General features: G+C 69.5%; 10 protein-coding genes. 7 read left to right on the top strand and 3 right to left on the bottom strand.

The features are described from left to right. Positions 1 to 4 precede the first annotated feature (4 nt). Both ACVW00_RS03485 and ACVW00_RS03480 read left to right on the top strand, forming a co-directional pair. Positions 5 to 133, top strand: a complete 129-nt coding sequence (locus ACVW00_RS03485) for a hypothetical protein (RefSeq protein ID WP_457109512.1) — start codon at positions 5 to 7, stop codon at positions 131 to 133. Next, the gene (locus ACVW00_RS03480) at positions 130 to 1,857 is read left to right on the top strand and encodes a fumarate hydratase (RefSeq protein WP_457109511.1); all 1,728 of its coding nucleotides are present in this window, start codon (positions 130 to 132) and stop codon (positions 1,855 to 1,857) included. The genes ACVW00_RS03485 and ACVW00_RS03480 overlap by 4 nt, the downstream gene beginning before the upstream one ends. Here the strand turns inward: ACVW00_RS03480 and ACVW00_RS03475 are convergent. The 3 genes from ACVW00_RS03475 to ACVW00_RS03465 form a co-directional block, all read right to left on the bottom strand. Next, positions 1,832 to 2,914, bottom strand: coding sequence for an NAD(P)-binding domain-containing protein (locus ACVW00_RS03475; protein WP_457109510.1), 1,083 nt, complete (start codon positions 2,912 to 2,914; stop codon positions 1,832 to 1,834). The two genes, ACVW00_RS03480 and ACVW00_RS03475, sit on opposite strands and share 26 nt — an antisense overlap. Positions 2,915 to 3,002: 88 nt before the next feature. Beyond that, on the bottom strand, positions 3,003 to 3,938 hold the full coding sequence (locus tag ACVW00_RS03470) for a hypothetical protein (protein WP_457109509.1): 936 nt from the start codon (positions 3,936 to 3,938) through the stop codon (positions 3,003 to 3,005). A 132-nt stretch (positions 3,939 to 4,070) separates the two neighbouring features. Beyond that, positions 4,071 to 4,256: a hypothetical protein gene (locus ACVW00_RS03465; RefSeq protein WP_457109508.1), complete on the bottom strand. Its 186-nt coding sequence runs from the start codon at positions 4,254 to 4,256 to the stop codon at positions 4,071 to 4,073. Between the two features lie 83 nt (positions 4,257 to 4,339). Here ACVW00_RS03465 and ACVW00_RS03460 point away from each other — a divergent pair, with 83 nt between their 5' ends. From ACVW00_RS03460 to ACVW00_RS03440, 5 genes are all read left to right on the top strand, one after another. Further along, on the top strand, positions 4,340 to 4,576 hold the full coding sequence (locus ACVW00_RS03460; protein ID WP_457109507.1) for a TFIIB-type zinc ribbon-containing protein: 237 nt from the start codon (positions 4,340 to 4,342) through the stop codon (positions 4,574 to 4,576). Between the two features lie 31 nt (positions 4,577 to 4,607). Further along, positions 4,608 to 5,273 carry a spermine/spermidine synthase domain-containing protein gene (locus tag ACVW00_RS03455; RefSeq protein WP_457109506.1) on the top strand — a complete coding sequence of 222 codons (666 nt, stop codon included), beginning with the start codon at positions 4,608 to 4,610 and terminating at the stop codon, positions 5,271 to 5,273. A gap of 10 nt (positions 5,274 to 5,283) precedes the next feature. Beyond that, positions 5,284 to 6,675 (top strand): class II fumarate hydratase, encoded by a 1,392-nt coding sequence (locus ACVW00_RS03450; RefSeq protein ID WP_457109505.1) that lies wholly within the window; start codon positions 5,284 to 5,286, stop codon positions 6,673 to 6,675. Continuing rightward, complete coding sequence (locus ACVW00_RS03445) at positions 6,672 to 7,553, top strand: SDR family oxidoreductase (protein ID WP_457109504.1); 882 nt, start codon at positions 6,672 to 6,674, stop codon at positions 7,551 to 7,553. Before ACVW00_RS03450 ends, ACVW00_RS03445 begins: the two co-directional genes overlap by 4 nt. A 359-nt stretch (positions 7,554 to 7,912) precedes the next feature. Beyond that, entirely contained in the window at positions 7,913 to 16,468 is an 8,556-nt protein-coding gene (locus ACVW00_RS03440; protein WP_457109503.1) for a toxin TcdB middle/N-terminal domain-containing protein, read from the top strand. The last annotated feature ends 18 nt before the right edge of the window (positions 16,469 to 16,486 follow it).

The raw sequence follows: 16,486 nt of genomic DNA, 5'->3' as shown, positions 1-16,486 counted from the left end.
CCCGGTGCGGCCGGGCAGCAGCGGCGACGACCAGCTCACGGTGGCCGCGGACGACCGGCTGGTGCTGCTGGTGGCCGATGACGGCACCTCGGGTCGGGTGTGGACCACCGGCTGGAATACCCTCGGTCGGTGAGCACCGCACCCTCGTCGGCGCCGTCCGGCCCCGAGTTCCGCTACTCCGACCTGCTGCCCACCGGGCCCGACGCCACGCCGTACCGGCTGGTGACCACCGAGGGCGTCTCGACGTTCGAGGCCGGGGGCCGCACCTTCCTCCAGGTCGACCCCGAGGCGATCCGGCTGCTGACCGCCGAGGCGATGCACGACATCGCCCACTACCTGCGCCCGGCCCACCTCGCGCAGCTGCGCCGGATCATCGACGACCCGGAGTCCAGCGGCAACGACCGGTTCGTGGCGCTCGACCTGCTCAAGAACGTGAACATCTCCGCCGGCGGCGTGCTGCCGATGTGCCAGGACACCGGCACCGCGATCGTGATGGGCAAGAAGTCCGAGGGCGTGCTGACCGGCGCCGACGACGGCGAGGCGATCAGCCGCGGCGTGTACGACGCCTACACCAAGCTGAACCTGCGCTACTCCCAGCTCGCGCCGCTGACGATGTGGGAGGAGAAGAACACCGGCACGAACCTGCCCGCGCAGATCGAGCTCTACTCGACCGCCCAGGGCGAGAAGGGCCCGGAGTACAAGTTCCTGTTCATGGCGAAGGGCGGCGGCTCGGCGAACAAGTCCTTCCTCTTCCAGGAGACCAAGGCGGTCCTGAACCCGAAGCGGATGCTGGAGTTCCTCGACGAGAAGATCCGCTCGCTCGGGACGGCCGCGTGCCCGCCGTACCACCTCGCGGTGGTGATCGGCGGCACCAGCGCGGAGTTCGCCCTCAAGACCGCGAAGTACGCGAGCGCGCACTACCTGGACGAGCTGCCGACACAGGGGTCCCCGGCTGCACATGGTTTCCGGGACCTCGAGCTCGAGGAGGAGGTCTTCAAGCTGACCCAGTCCTTCGGGATCGGTGCGCAGTTCGGCGGCAAGTACTTCTGCCACGACGTGCGCGTGGTCCGGCTGCCGCGGCACGGTGCGTCGTGCCCGGTGGCGATCGCCGTCTCCTGCTCGGCGGACCGGCAGGCGCTGGGCAAGATCACCGCGGACGGGGTGTTCCTCGAGCAGCTCGAGACCGACCCGGCGAAGTACATGCCCGAGCCGGAGGTCGCCCACCTGGCGGAGGCCGGTGACGTCGTCCGCATCGACCTCAACCGGCCGATGAGCGAGATCCTCGCCGAGCTCTCGAAGCACCCTGTGAAGACCCGGCTCTCGCTCACCGGGCCGCTCGTGGTCGCGCGCGACATCGCCCACGCGAAGATCAAGGACCTGCTCGACGCGGGCGGCGAGATGCCGGCGTACCTGCGTGACCACCCGGTCTACTACGCGGGCCCGGCGAAGACGCCCGAGGGAATGCCCTCGGGCTCGTTCGGACCCACGACGGCCGGCCGGATGGACTCCTACGTCGCGCAGTTCCAGGCCGCGGGCGGCTCGATGGTCATGCTCGCCAAGGGCAACCGCTCGAAGGTGGTCACCGAGGCGTGCCACGAGCACGGCGGGTTCTACCTCGGCTCGATCGGCGGGCCGGCTGCGCGGCTGGCGCAGGACTGCATCAAGTCGGTCGAGGTGCTGGAGTATCCCGAGCTCGGGATGGAGGCGGTCTGGAAGATCGAGGTCGAGGACTTCCCGGCGTTCATCGTGGTCGACGACAAGGGCAACGACTTCTTCACCGATCCGTCCGGGACGGTCACGGTGCCGCTGAGCACGCTGGCCGCGAGCGGGATCAGGGTGCGCTCGAAGGAGCGGTGACGCCCGTCAGGTACTTCCTGACCGCGATCGCGGCCGCGCGGCCCGCCCGGTTGGCGCCGATCGTGCTCGCAGAGGGCCCGTAGCCGACCAGCTGGACGCGAGGGTCGGCCACAGCGGTCGTCGCCGCGGCCGGTCCCGTGCCCGCCGTGGCAACCAGCTGGATGCCGCCGTGGGGGCTGCGCAGGTGCAGCGGCGCCAGGTGCGTCACCGCGGGCCGGAAGCCGGTGGCCCACAGGATCGCGTCGACCCGCTCGAACGAGCCATCCGGCCAGCGGACTCCGTCGGGCTCGATCCGCTCGAACATCGGGAGCCGGTGGTAGGCACCGAGTGCCTCGGCGGCCCGCTCCTGCTCGCGCAGCGCCAGGCCGGTGACGCTGACCACGCTCGACGGCGGCAGGCCCCGGCGTACCCGCTCCTCGACGAGCGACACCGCCGCGTGCCCCGCTTCGCGGTCGAAGTCACCGGTCCGCCAGACCGGCGGCCGCCGGGTGACCCAGAGGGTGCCGGTCACCGGTGCCAGCTCGCCGAGGAACTGCACGGCGGACGCTCCCCCGCCGACGACCAGCACGCGCCTGCCGGCGAAGTGCTCGGCGCCCGGGTAGTCGACGGTGTGCAGCTGCTCGCCCAGGAAGGTCTCCATGCCCGGGTAGTGCGGCACGAACGGATGGCGCCACGTGCCGGTCGCATTGACCAGGGTCCTGGTGGACCAGGTGCGCTCGCCGGAGTGGACGACGAGGAGCTGCCCGTCACTGGTGACGCGGTCCACGGCCACGGGCCGCACGACGGGGAGGTCGTGCTCGCGCTCGTACGCCGCGAAGTAGCGTGCCACCGCCGCGTTGGCCCGCTCGCCCGTCGCGGACGGAGGATCGGAGTCGGGCAGCGCCGCGACACCGTGCACGTCCGCCATCGTGAGGGAGTCCCAGCGGTGCTGCCACGCGCCGCCCGGGCGCTCGTCCGCGTCGAGCACGACGTGCTCGATGCCGCGCAGCTTGAGGTGGTACGACGCCGACAGGCCGGCCTGGCCGGCACCGATCACCACCGAGTCGAGCACGCTCACACCGCTTCAACGCCGGGACGCCGGGAGGTATGCCCGCTGGCCCGGACGTCATACGGGTCGAGGTCTTGGGGCCACATTTCGTATGACGTCACGCCGCCCTGCTTCGCCAGCCGGCCGATCTCAGCGCTTCCTCCAGCTGACCGAAGAATTCGTCGGGCCGCGTCCGTAGGCCGAGGAGCGGCAGACGCAGGACGGTGGTCGACCTGATCGCAACGGAGTTCTGCCGCAGGGCGTCGCCGACCACGTTCTCAGCCCAGGTGTGGTGGATCCCGTCGACCTCCAGGGCAACGTCCCACTCATCCCAGTAGAGGTCCAGGTAGTAGCGGTGAGCGCCGTCGCGCCGGAGTACCTGACGGGATGGCTCAGGGAGGCCGCGCCGACGGCACTCTCTCGCAACGTCGATCTCGCCGAGAGCACGAGCCCCTCCGAGTAGGTCGAGCACCACGGCCTGGAGGAAGCGACGCCGACGATCGCGCTTGACGAGGAGCGCCGCCTCGGCGAGCGAGTTCGGTGACGCAAGGCCTTGCTGCACCGCCATCGACAGGATCAGCGCCGCCTGGCGATCGGACTTGGCCCACAAGGCGCCTCGGACGGCGGCGACCGCCGGCACCGTGCGTGGAACGCCGCTCGAGATGACGTCATCGGACGACCACCGGCGCGTTTGGCGGATGTCGAAGACCTTGGTCCGGCGAACTCGAGCGCCCCGCGGAACAGACACCCTGATCCGCTCGGCCTCGAACCTCTTGAGCCCGGATGCGATCAGAGCCGAGACGCCGTCGAGATGCGCACGGGGCCCGCCCTGGAAGACGGCCGCCCAGCTCAGCGACTCGTCACCGAGGGGGCCCGTGTGCACGCAGATCACCTGGTCGGAGACCCGCTGCCAGCGTCGCGCCCTGATCTGCGCCGTGATCTCCCACTGGGTGAACCCGAGGGCGTAGAGCTGCCGGCGCGAGATCACGGCTGCCTGGTCGGCGACGCGCTCAGACAGCGCACGTTCGCGATCGGGAAGGTTCTGTGCACGCATCCCTGGACGGTGGCCGGCGAGACCGGCCGCGTACAACTGCCGTGGTCGAATCTGTGGACAGCCCGCTCGTGGACGTCATACAGATCGAGGGTCACGGACCACGATTCGTATGACGTCCGGGGGACGAAACCCTCAGCGGACGTCGCGGTCGCGGAACTGGTCGGCGTCCGGGCCGGTCTCCTCCCCCTCGTCGGGCTCGCCGCTCTCGCTCTCCGGGTATCCCGCGACGTGCTCGCTGTCGGAGATCGCGGTGTCTGCCTCCTCGGGGTCGAGCCGCACCACCTCGGAGACCTGGCCTTCGTCGTCCTGCTCGCTCATCCGGGTGCGGTACCCCACAGCGGCGTCCCGGAACCCTGCGCGCCGCCCGCCCGTTCACCGGGTACGACGACCGAGGAGAGACCATGAACTGTCCCACCGATGGCGCCGTGCTCGTGATGAGCGAGCGCAACGGGATCGAGATCGACTACTGCCCCACCTGTCGCGGCGTCTGGCTCGACCGCGGCGAGCTCGACAAGATCATCGACCGCTCCCTGGGGCAGCCGGCGCCCGAGCCGGCCCGGCAGTACGCAGGCCCGCAGCAGCAGGTCTACCGCAGGCCCAGGCGCAAGGAGAGCTGGCTCAGCGAGCTGTTCGACTGAGCCTGCAGTCGGTCGGCTACCGTCGGCGCGCGTGGAGTACGTCGAGATCGCCCGGGCCGAGTCGCCCCGCGGAGAGGTCGTGCTGCGGGAGCGTCGCGACGAGAACACCCCGACCATCCTCGAGCTGCGGGTCAACGGCGTGTTCGTGATGGACACCCTGGAGACCACGACGGAGCGTGCGCTCGCCCATGCGGCGCTCGCGCTGGTCGACCGGCCGGCGCGGGTGCTGGTGGGCGGGCTCGGCTTGGGCTTCACCATGCACGAGGTGCTGGCCGACCCCCGGGTCGAGTCGTGCACGGTCGTGGAGATCGAGCAGGCCGTGGTCGACTGGATGCGCGAGGGCACCATCGCCCACGGCCCGAAGATGCTGGCCGACGAGCGGGTCTCCGTCGTCGTCGCCGATGTCGCCGTCGCGCTGCAGGAGGCCGCCGACGCGGCGTACGACCTGGTGCTGCTCGATGTCGACAACGGCCCGGACTACCTGGTGCACGACGCGAACGACGCGCTGTACAAGGAGCCCTTCCTCGAGGCGGCTCAGCGCGCGACCGCGCGGGTGCTGGCGATCTGGTCGGCCGCCGAGGCGCCCCAGCTCCAGGCGGCGATGGATGCCGTCTTCGGCAACGTCGCGGCCACGTCGTACCCCGTCCGGCTCGGGGACCGGGACGAGCAGTACTGGCTGTACTGGTCGCACAAGTAATCTCGAAGCCATGGACGCCGACGCGCAGTTCCGCATCGAGCACGACTCCATGGGCGAGGTCCGGGTCCCCGCCGACGCACTCTGGCGCGCCCAGACGCAGCGGGCCGTGGAGAACTTCCCGATCTCCGGCACCACGCTGGAGTCGCGGCACATCCACGCGCTCGCGGCGGTCAAGGCGGCCGCGGCGGCGGTCAACGCGGAGCTCGGAGTGATCACCGCGGAGCAGGCCACGGCCATCCGTGACGCCGCAGCGGTGGTGATGTCCGGCGACCACGACGACCAGTTCCCGCTCGACGTGTTCCAGACCGGCTCCGGCACCAGCTCCAACATGAACATGAACGAGGTCCTGGCGACGCTCGCCGGTCGCGCCGGTGTGGACGTGCACCCGAACGACCAGGTCAACGCGAGCCAGTCGAGCAACGACACCTTCCCCACCTCGATCCACGTCGCCGCCGCGATGGCCGTGGCCGAGGACCTCCAGCCCGCGCTCGCCGTGCTCGCGGAGTCGCTGGAGGCCAAGGGGGCGGAGTTCGCCGGTCTGGTCAAGTCCGGCCGCACCCACCTGATGGACGCGACCCCGGTGATGCTCGGCCAGGAGCTCGGCGGGTACGCCGCGACCGTGCGCCTCGCCTCGGAGCGGCTGGACGCCGTGCTCCCCCGGGTGCGCGAGCTGCCGCTGGGCGGAACGGCCGTCGGCACCGGGATCAACACGCCGCCGGGTTTCGCGGCCCGCGTCATCGAGGAGCTCAGCACCTCGACCGGGCAGCCGTTCAGCGAGGCACGCAACCACTTCGAGGCGCAGGGCACCCGTGACTCGCTGGTCGAGCTCAGTGGCGTGCTCCGGACGATCGCGGTGGGCCTGACCAAGATCTGCAACGACCTGCGCTGGATGTCCTCCGGCCCGACCACCGGCCTGTCCGAGATCCGTCTGCCCGACCTCCAGCCTGGCTCGAGCATCATGCCCGGCAAGGTCAACCCCGTGCTTCCCGAGGCGACGCTGATGGTCTGCGCGCAGGTGATCGGCAACGACACCACCGTGACGGTCGCAGGCGCAAGCGGCAACTTCGAGCTCAACGTGATGATGCCGGTGATGGCGCGAGCGGTGCTCGAGTCGGTGCGGATCCTGTCGAGCTCCACGCGGCTGCTCGCGACCCGCTGCGTCGACGGGATCACTGCGGACGTCGACCGGATGCGGCGCTACGCCGAGTCCTCGCCGTCGGTGGTCACGCCGCTCAACAAGTACCTCGGCTACGAGGAGGCGGCGAAGGTCGCCAAGGAGTCGCTGAAGGCCGGCCGGACCATCCGGGAACAGGTGCTGGCCATGGGGTACGTCGACCGCGGCTTGCTCACCCTCGAGCAGCTCGACGCAGCGCTCGACGTCGAAGGGATGACCCACCCGTGAGCGCAGAGCAGAAGACGATCGTGATCACCGGCGCGAGCGACGGCATCGGCCTCGAGTCGGCGAGCCAGCTGGCCGAGCAGGGCCACCACGTCGTGTTGGTCGGTCGCAACCCTTCGAAGCTCGCGGCAGCGATCAAGCGGATCCGCCACGAGTCCCCGGACGTGCCGGTGGAGTCGTTCGTCAGTGACTTCGCCTCGCAGGCGAACGTGCGCGAGCTGGCCGGTCAGCTGCTGGCGACGTACCCGCGCATCGACGTCCTGGTCAGCAATGCCGGCACGGTCTTCGACAAGCGCACCCTGAACGACGCGGGACTCGAGTCGACGTTCGCGGTGAACCACCTGGCCGGGTTCCTGCTCATCGAGCTGCTGCTCGACCGGATCGTCGAGAGCGCACCGGCGCGGATCGTGATCACCTCGTCGGTCGGCCACTACAGCGGCACCATGGACTTCGACGACCTCGGCTTCGAGCGCGGCTACCAGATCATGCGGGCCTACGGCCGGTCCAAGCTCGCCAACGTGCTCCACACCCGGCACCTCGCGCGCCGGCTCGAGGGCACCGACGTGACGGTGAACTGCCTGCACCCCGGCGCGGTGGCGACGAACATCTGGAGCGGGGCACCGTGGTTCGCCCGCCCCGTGCTCGCGGTCGGCAAGCGGCTGTTCATGGTGAGCCCGGCGACCGGCGGCGAGCGGATCACCTATCTCGCGACCAGCCCTGAGGTCGAGGGTCGCACCGGCGGCTACTACGAGCAGAACAAGCTCAAGGAGCCCTCCGACCTGGCCCGTGACGACGCCGTCGCGGCCCGGCTCGACGAGGTCAGCCGCGAGCTCGTGGGCCTCGCGGAGGCCGAGTCAGGGAGCACTGCTCCAGGCCGCTGAGCCGCCGGCGACGGTCGGTTTGGGTGGCCGCGTCCGGCTCCGCACGAAATGTCGTCGGCCGGTCCGACGAATCGGTACCGGGGATATCTGCAAAGCCCTGCGAGGCAGCAACCTCGCTGATCTAATGCTGCGCGGGAGGGCCGTCGTCTCGAGGTGATGGCTGTGGTGTTTCGGGTCAGGTCGATCGTGCGATCGACCGTTCCCCGCGTCGGCGTTGCCGACGCGCAAGACGCCTCCAGCGCGCCGCAACGAGGTCACGGGCAACCGTCGGATCCGGACCGGTCACCACTGACCCGGAGATAGATCACCGGGTCAGCGGTTCACGTCGTCGACCCCGTCACACGAAGAAGGTGCGAGCAATGGGTCGCTGTCACGGAACCGGGCGCCGAGTCCGCGCTCTGCTGGGAATCCTGACCGTCGTCGCGGTCGTCATCGCGCTGGCTCCGCCCGCCGGAGCCGAGGTGCTCGGTGGCGCCCCCGCGAACGCAGGCGCCGCGCCGCCCGTGACGTCACCGCAGCAGGGGACGCCGGACTCCCTCGACGGCCTCCAGTACGGCGACCCGGCGGCCGGGCTCGATCTGGTCGACGAGCCGGCGACCGACAGCTACGGAGCGGCGCAGCTCCGGCACCCGATCGACCTCCCGACCGGCCGGCTCAACTGGCAGCCGCAGATCCAGCTGGCGTACTCGTCGGACGGCGAGGACGACTGGCTCGGTGAGGGCTGGGACCTCTCCCTCGACGCCATCAAGGTGCCCGGGCTCGGCTCGGACGTGTCTGCGGACTCCATCGAGGTGGACACGCGGTGGGGCGTGCCGACGTACGACAAGAACGACGAGACCGAGACCTACCTCTTCGGCGGAGAGCAGCTCGCCCCGAACGCGCACCGCTCCCCCGGGTCGCCAGCGATCCCACGGACCGGCGAGCGGGTGTTCACCAAGCGGGTCGAGGGCGACTTCCTGCACATCGTGCGGCACGGCGACAGCCCGGACGACTACTGGTGGGAGGTACAGGACAAGCTCGGCGACAAGTACTTCTACGGCGGTGTGCTCGACGACGTCGCGGAGGGCGGCAGCTACACCGGAATGGGACACCAGGTCGACAACGCGGTGCTCCGGAGCGCCGACGGCCACGCCTACTGGTGGGGCCTCACCGAGAAGTGGGACATCTCCAGCAACGTCGTCACCTACACCTACGACAAGTCGACCGGGGACACCGGCGTGACGACACAGGACGGCAGCCCGCAGGCTGACGCGCCGAAGGGCACCGAGCTTTACCTGAAGAACATCAACTACACCGGGTCGCGGCTGCGGTCGGAGTTCGTGCCCGACGGCGGTCACCTGCTGCCCCGCTACGGGCCGTACGACGTGACCTTCGTCCGCGACAGCGACCTGGGCGAGCCGCGCCGCCCCGACGCGACGATCGACGGCAGCCACGGCGGGCTCGAGATCAGCGCAGACCTGCTGCGCCAGGTCAAGATCACCTACACGCCGAAGGGCAGCGAGACGCCCCAGCTGGTGAGGCGCTACGACCTGGGCTACGAGATCGGGTCGTTCGGCAAGGAGCTGCTCAAGTCGGTGACCAAGACCGACGCGGAGGGCAAGGCGCTCTCCACGAACACGTTCGACTACTACGACGACGTGAAGCAGGACGGGCACTACGAGGGGTTCGGCGCGACCGAGAAGTGGCATCCCGCCGGCGAGAACGACGACGACAGCCTCTCCCAGGAGTTCCTCGGCGTGCCCACCGGCACGGCCCTCGGCGCCACCCGGTCGATCGGTGGCGACGGCCGGATGTTCCTCGGCGCCTCGCTGTTCTCGCCCGACAAGCTCCTCGCCGCGGGTGGCGGCATCCAGCTGGGTGGATCGAACGGAAAGTCGACCGTGGAGTTCATCGACATCAACGGTGACAACCTGCCGGACAAGGTGTGGCAGCGGCCCAGCTGCGACAGCTCGGGCGCGTCGGTCTGCTACCGCCTCAACACGGCCCGCCCGAACGCGTCGACCGACGAGATCCGGTTCGGGCCGCTCGAGCACGTCGACGACCTCTCCCACCTGTCGGAGGACAACGAGTTCTCGGTCGGCGCAGGTCCCGAGGCGTACGTCGGTGGCAGCGTGATGTACAACCACACCTGGACGTTCTCGAAGCAGACGTCGTACTTCTCCGACGTCAACGCCGACGGCCTGCCCGACCTCGTGCGCGACGGCGACGTGCTCTTCAACCACCTGTCCTCTTCGGGGGCGATCTCGTTCGACAAGAACAGCGGGACCACCGCCGTCCCGATCGAGCAGGACAACAAGCTGCCCGTCTCGATCGTGCCGACCCACCCGGAGGTCGCGCAGGAGCAGGCCGGCGAGTTCCCGCGCCAGGACACGTTGCGTCGGTGGGTCGCGCCCGCGGACGGAGACATCGAGATCACCGCCCCCGTGCACCTGGTCAGCCCGAACGACAGCCCGGACGGCGTCCGCGTCGCCATCCAGCACAACGGCGCGGAGCTCTGGGTGTCCGACATCGACGGCGGCGACGCGTCCGAGCACGTCCCGGCGAACGTCGACGACATCCACGTCGACCGCGGCGACCGCATCTACTTCCGGGTCGGCTCCCGCGACAACGGCGCCGGCGACCGCGTCTCGTGGAACCCGACGATCCACTACCGCGGCCACGGAGCCCACGCCGACGTGAACGGCAAGGACATCTACAACTACACCGCGTCCGACGACTTCACTCTCGCCGGCCTCGACGGCACCGTGATCGCGATGCCCTACGACGGCCACGTCGTGGTGTCCGGGTCCCTGGTCAAGACGAAGCCGACCAGCGACGACGTCCACGTCAAGCTGTCGCTCAACGGCGTCGTGGTCAAGGAGCTGTGCGTGCGCGGGTCCTCCAGCGAACCGGAGCAGGCCGACTGCGACGGTCCGGCGGGTCAGGCGGACACCGGTGAGTTCCCGTTCGAGACCGAGTTCGACGTCACCGGGCGCCACCACAACGCGGCCGGCGACCTGGTCCCCGGCGACAAGCTGAACTTCCACCTCTCGGTGAGCTCCAACGTCGATCCGGGGGCCATCTCCTGGACCCCCACCCTGCGCTACGCCTCGGCCACCGACGAGGACGGAAACGCCCTGCACGTGGTCGACAACGCGGGCGAGCCGACGATGGTCCTCAAGGCGCCCTACGACTTCGACCTCTACCCCAACACCAACGTCTCGCTCCCCCAGGGGACCGACGACGAGGAGAGCGTCGGCATCCGCTTCGAGGTCGATCGCGACGACATCCCGAAGCGCTCCCTGCCGGCGAAGATGACGTTCACGGCGAAGACCGACGACGGCGTGCTCCGGTTCAAGCACACGTTCACGATCCCGGCCGGCGACGGCGTGTACACCTACCCGGGCCCGTGCGACCCGATCAACGGGCTCTGCCCGCAGGACGGCTTCAAGTGGGACGGCCACACCGGCAGCCACGACGCCTACTACGACTTCACCTTCCACGACGGGGCCGTCGCACGCGCGACCAAGCCGCTCGTCGATCTCGGGTCCGTCCCGGCCGCCAAGTGGTGGCCGGGCGTGCGGGTGCTGGACGACGCGGTGGATGTCTTCCCGCCGCCGTACCGCGGCTGGGGGTACGCCGGCTACAACGCCGACGGCCAGCGTGCGATCCAGCCGATCAACGAGCAGGACCTCTTGATCACCAAGGACGAGGTGCCGGACCCGAACAGCCGTCCCACCAGCCATGACGATCCCGGCTACACCAACCCCGTGAACGGGCAGTCGTACCCCTTCGGGCCGCTGCCTGCGAACGGCCTCTGGATCGGTGCCAAGTTCGACGACAGCAACCCGACCGCCGATCCGGAGGACCAGACGCCGTGCGCCTGGCCGTTCACCGACTGCCTGGCGCCACGCGGGACCTGGGGTGGCCCGGACGAGGCGAGCGCTTCCCTGCTCGGCGGTGACGAGCTCGGCGCGGTCAACCCGAACCAGATCGTGACCGGTGACGCGTCCGCACCGGTGCTGTACGGCAAGGCCGACGCCGACAGCCTCAGTGCCGAGCTCCTCGGGCTCGGGGGCGGCTTCTCCACCGGCCGCAGCGACAGCGTCGTGGACTTCATGGACCTGAACGCGGACGGATATCCCGACACCGTCACCCAGACCGGCGTCGTCTACACGAACCAGAACGGCGGCCTGACCGCCGGTCAGCCGGATCCCGGGCTCGACGGCATCGTGCGTGCCGACCACGAGTTCGCCGACCAGGCCGGAGCCGGAGGGTCTCCTGCGGCGATCTCGACCGGCTCCGACGGCAAGGGCGCCGGCGCGAGCGGGACCGGAGACGGCGGCGGACAGGGTGGCTCGAAGGACGCCGGCAAGAACGGCAAGACCAAGAAGCGGAAGGCCGGCAAGATGCTCGGCGACCTGGCCAAGAGCCTGGGCATCGGCGGCGAGCTGGGCCACCAGTCCACGAACAGCCAGGCCGACGGTGTGCAGCCCGACTGCATGACCATGAACGGCGACTGCAACACCCAGATCGACCTCGCCGACCTCAACGGCGACGGGCTGCCGGACCGCGTCCGGGTGAGCAAGAGCGGCGAGATCCACGTCCGCTGGAACCTGGGCTACTCCTTCACCCAGAAGGAGGCGTTCTGGGCGAAGGCCACCCTCGACGAGGGATCGAGCACGTCCACCGCGCTCGATGTCGGGCTGGGCTTCGGTGACGGACTGCTCGACTTCAGCGGCGGCGTCGACCTGTCGAAGGACGACGAGCGCACCGAGGTCACCTGGGCCGACGTCAACGGCGACGACCTCGACGACCTGCTGGTCGCCCACGTCGACCCGGTGACCGGCGACGCGAGTCCGAGTGACGACGTCGACGTACACCTGAACACCGGCTCCGGGCTGAGCTCGATCCCGGGCAGCCGCTTCGGGAACTTCCTCGACAACCAGGTCTCGCGGACCCAGTGCACCGGCATCGGCGGCGGCGCCGACTTCACGATCGGGATCCCGATCTTCGAGATCTACTACATCCTGATCAACCCCGGTTTCCACGTCAGCAAGGGCAACTGCTCGCCGAGCAACGACCTCGTCGACGTCAACGGCGACGGCTACCTCGACAGCGTGAGCAGCTCGGACGACGGCCACCTGACGGTCGCTCCCAACACGACCGGGCGCACCAACCTGCTCAAGACGGTGCACCGCCCGCTCGGCGGCCGGATCGACCTGGACTACACCCGGGCCGGCAACACCACCGATCACCCGAGCTCGCTGTACGTGCTGTCGAAGGTCGTCGTGGACGACGGTCACGCCGGGGACGGCGCGGACAAGCAGCTGACCACCTACCAGTACGACGGACCGCGGGAGAGCTACGCCGAGCGCGAGGACTACGGCTTCCACAAGGTCACCGAGGAGCAGCGCGACCCCGCGACGGACGAGGTCTACCGGTCCTGGGAGCGCGTCTACGACAACCGGACCTACTACGGCCGCGGGCTGCTCCAGAGCGAGACGTTGCTCGACGGCGACGGCAAGGCCGTGACGTCGACCAGGAACACCTACCGGATGGTGGACAGCGGCACCGGGGAGCCCGCGGGCCCGGACGGGTTGACGAGCCTGAGCGGCAGCGTGTTCCCGCAGCTCGCGACGATGGAGCAACGCTGGCACGACGCCAACGGCGACGTCGCGAAGAGCGCCGAGATGGACTACGCCTACGACCGACGCGGCAACCTGGTCGAGGTCAGCGACCTCGGCGAGCCGGGAACCGCTGCTGACGACGTGACCGCCACCATGACCTACCCCGACTGCACCCCCGGCGTCGATCCCGACACCGGCGAAGCCATCGGCAACGAGGAGTACCCCTGGACCCAGGCGCCGGCGAACTCACTGCTGGTCAGGTCGGGCTCGAAGGTGCTCCAGCGCCGTACGTCGGTGGTCGGCTGCGACACCGCGTCGGTCGCCGAGGTGGACGACTACCTCGACCCGACGAGCAACGCACCGGACAAGGTGGCGGTGACCTACGTCTGCTACCTGCCGGTCGGCGGACAGACCAGCGCCGTCGTCGGGCCCCTCAAGTCGCCCGCCACCGTCGCGGCCCCGTGCGACAGCTACGGTGCACCGAGCCCTGATCTCGACGGCTACGCCGTCACCTACGGCTACTCGGACCCCGACGAGCTGGGAGCGTTCGTCAGCAGGTCGACCGACAGCTTCGGCCTGGCGACGGCGTCGCGGTACGACAACCGCTTCGGCCGGCTCGTCTCGACGACCGACCCGGTCGGCGCGAAGACCTCCTACGAGTACGACGTCGCCAACCGCCTCACCGCGGTGACGGGACCGCTCGAGCAGGGCAGTGGTGACAAGACGATCACCTACGCCTACCACCCGGACGCCGCTGTCCCGTGGGCGCTGGCGAAGCACATCGATCCCGCCAACCCCGGCACGACGATCGACACCGTCGCGTTCGTCGACGGGCTCGAGCGGGAGATCGAGACCAAGCACGACGCCAGCGTCTTCACCGCCGCCGGCACCGCGCCCGACGATCGCATGGTGGTCGAGGACCAGGTGTCCTTCGACGCGTTCGATCGCCCCGTGACGGAGTTCTACGCCACCGACGAGCCGGTCGGAACTCCCGGCGAGTTCCACGCCGGCACCGACCCACACGCGACGCAGACGCAGTACGACGTGCTCGACCGGACGACCCGCGTCGCCGCTCCCGGCGACCGGGTGACCGACGTGAGCTACGGGTTCGCCACCGGCCCGTTCAGCGACAGGATGTTCACGGTCTTCGCGGACACCCCGGGCCAGCCCCGGACACGCAGCTACCAGGACGTGCGCCAGAACACCGTCGCCACCGAGCTGCTGCACACGGCGAACGGCAGCGACCAGCCCCTACTCACGCGCTACGAGTACGACCCGCTGCAGCGGCTGACGAACGTCACCGCGCCCGGGCAGCGCACGACCACGGCGACCTACGACCTGCTCGGCCGCAGGACGTCGGTGGACAACCCGGACGCAGGCCGGACGACCTTCGGCTACGACCTGGCGTCGAACGTGATCAGCGAGACGACCGCGAACCTGCGGGCGGCGAACAAGAAGATCACCTACGGCTACGACCTCAACCGGCTCAAGACCGTGCACTACCCGAACAACCCGCAGAACGACGTGACCTACACCTACGGCGCCCCGGGGGCGGACGAGCACGGGGCCGGTCAGGTGATCAGGGTCGACGACGGGTCCCGCACTGAGTCGATCGGGTACGACCTGCTCGGCAACGCCGTGCGGGAGAAGGACCTGATGAAGGTCTCGAACCTGACCCCGGCCACTGAGGCCGCGCACACCTTCACCACGCGCTACGACTACGACACGTGGGGCCGCGAGCTCGGGATGACCTATCCCGACGGTGAGCAGCTGCGGACGACGTACGACTCGGGCGGTCTCGCCCAGTCGGTCACCGGCAAGAAGGACGGCGTCACCTATCCCTACGTGAAGCGCTCCGAGTACGACCGGTTCGGCAACCACCGCTACCAGGAGTACGCCAACGGCCTGTCCACGGAGATGTCCTACGACCCGGACACCTTGTGGTTCTCCGACCAGCGCGTCCAGAAGGGGGCGTCGATCCTCTCCGACCTGCACTACAAGTACGACCTCGCGGGCAACGTCCTGGGCCGCGACGACACCCGTCCGGTCCCGCCGTCCTCGCAGATGGGCGGTCCCAGCGCGCAGTCGTTCACCTACGACGACCTGGACCGGCTCACCTCGGCGACCGGGACCTACAGCGACGCCTCGAAGAAGACCCGGACCTACTCGTCCGCGACGACCTTCGACGCGACCGGCCGGGTCACCCGGAAGACCCAGACGGACAAGATCGCCACGAAGGTGCAGGCGCCGACGTCGTACGACTTCAGCTACCAGTACGGCGCGCCACAGCCACATGCTGCGTCGCACATCGGGAGCCGGACGGAGACCTGGGACCTCGACGGCAACCTGACCGGCTGGAAGGAGGACAAGTCGACCACCCGTCGCACCGTGGGCTGGGACGAGGACGACCGGATGACCTCGGTCACCGACGGTGGTTCCACGGCGACGTACCGCTACGACGCGGACGACGACCTCTCCATCCGGCGCGGACCGCAGGGAGAGACCGAGTTCGTCAACGACGAGTACACCGCCATGAACGGTGGGGTCGCCTGGAAGAGCATCTTCCTCAACGACGAGCGGGTTGCGGTGAAGCGCGTCGGCGACGCCCCGGAGGACCTGCAGTACTACCTGACGAACGACCTCACCGAGTCGAACTTCCTGGTCACCGACGCCCTGGGGAAGCTCTTCGAGCACTCGCTGTTCTTCCCCGGCGGGGAGTTCTGGGTCCGCGAGAACTCCAACGTCCAGCGTGAGCGCTATGTCTTCGCAGGCAGCTACCTCGACGAGACCAAGCAGCTCCACGGCATGGGCGACCGCTGGTACGAGCCTCGCGAGGGCACCTTCTACTCCGCCGACCCCGTGCTGGTGGGCGACCTCGAGTCCACGGTCGACGACCCGGCGTTGTCGAGCGCGTTCTCGTACGTGGAGGACAACCCGACGACCTACGTCGACCCGCTCGGCGACCAGAAGATCTCGGCCCAGCTCAGCCACCGCATGCAGTCCCTGGGTGCGCAGGTCGAGGTCGCCGCCTCCAGGGCCTACCTGGGTGCGTACCGCGCGTACAACTCACCGGAGATGAAGGCGTTCCGTGACCGGTACGTCGACAAGGCGTTCGCCGAGGCCAGCGACCGGAACAAGAAGCGCTCGGAGCGCGCGGAGACGGTGCTCGGGTTCCTCGCCGGTCCGCCGCTCTTCGAGCTCAGCCTCGCCGCCGACGGGAACTTCACGCTCGCGGAGACCGACTTCAAGATCGCCGGGGTGGGGTTCCGCGACGTGGGGAAGCTGGTGAAGAGGCTCAGGAGGTGAGGCGCCGGGTGGGCGTCG

It is taken from the genome of Marmoricola sp. URHA0025 HA25 (assembly GCF_054059435.1).
This window is presented reverse-complemented; position numbering and strand designations above follow the sequence as displayed.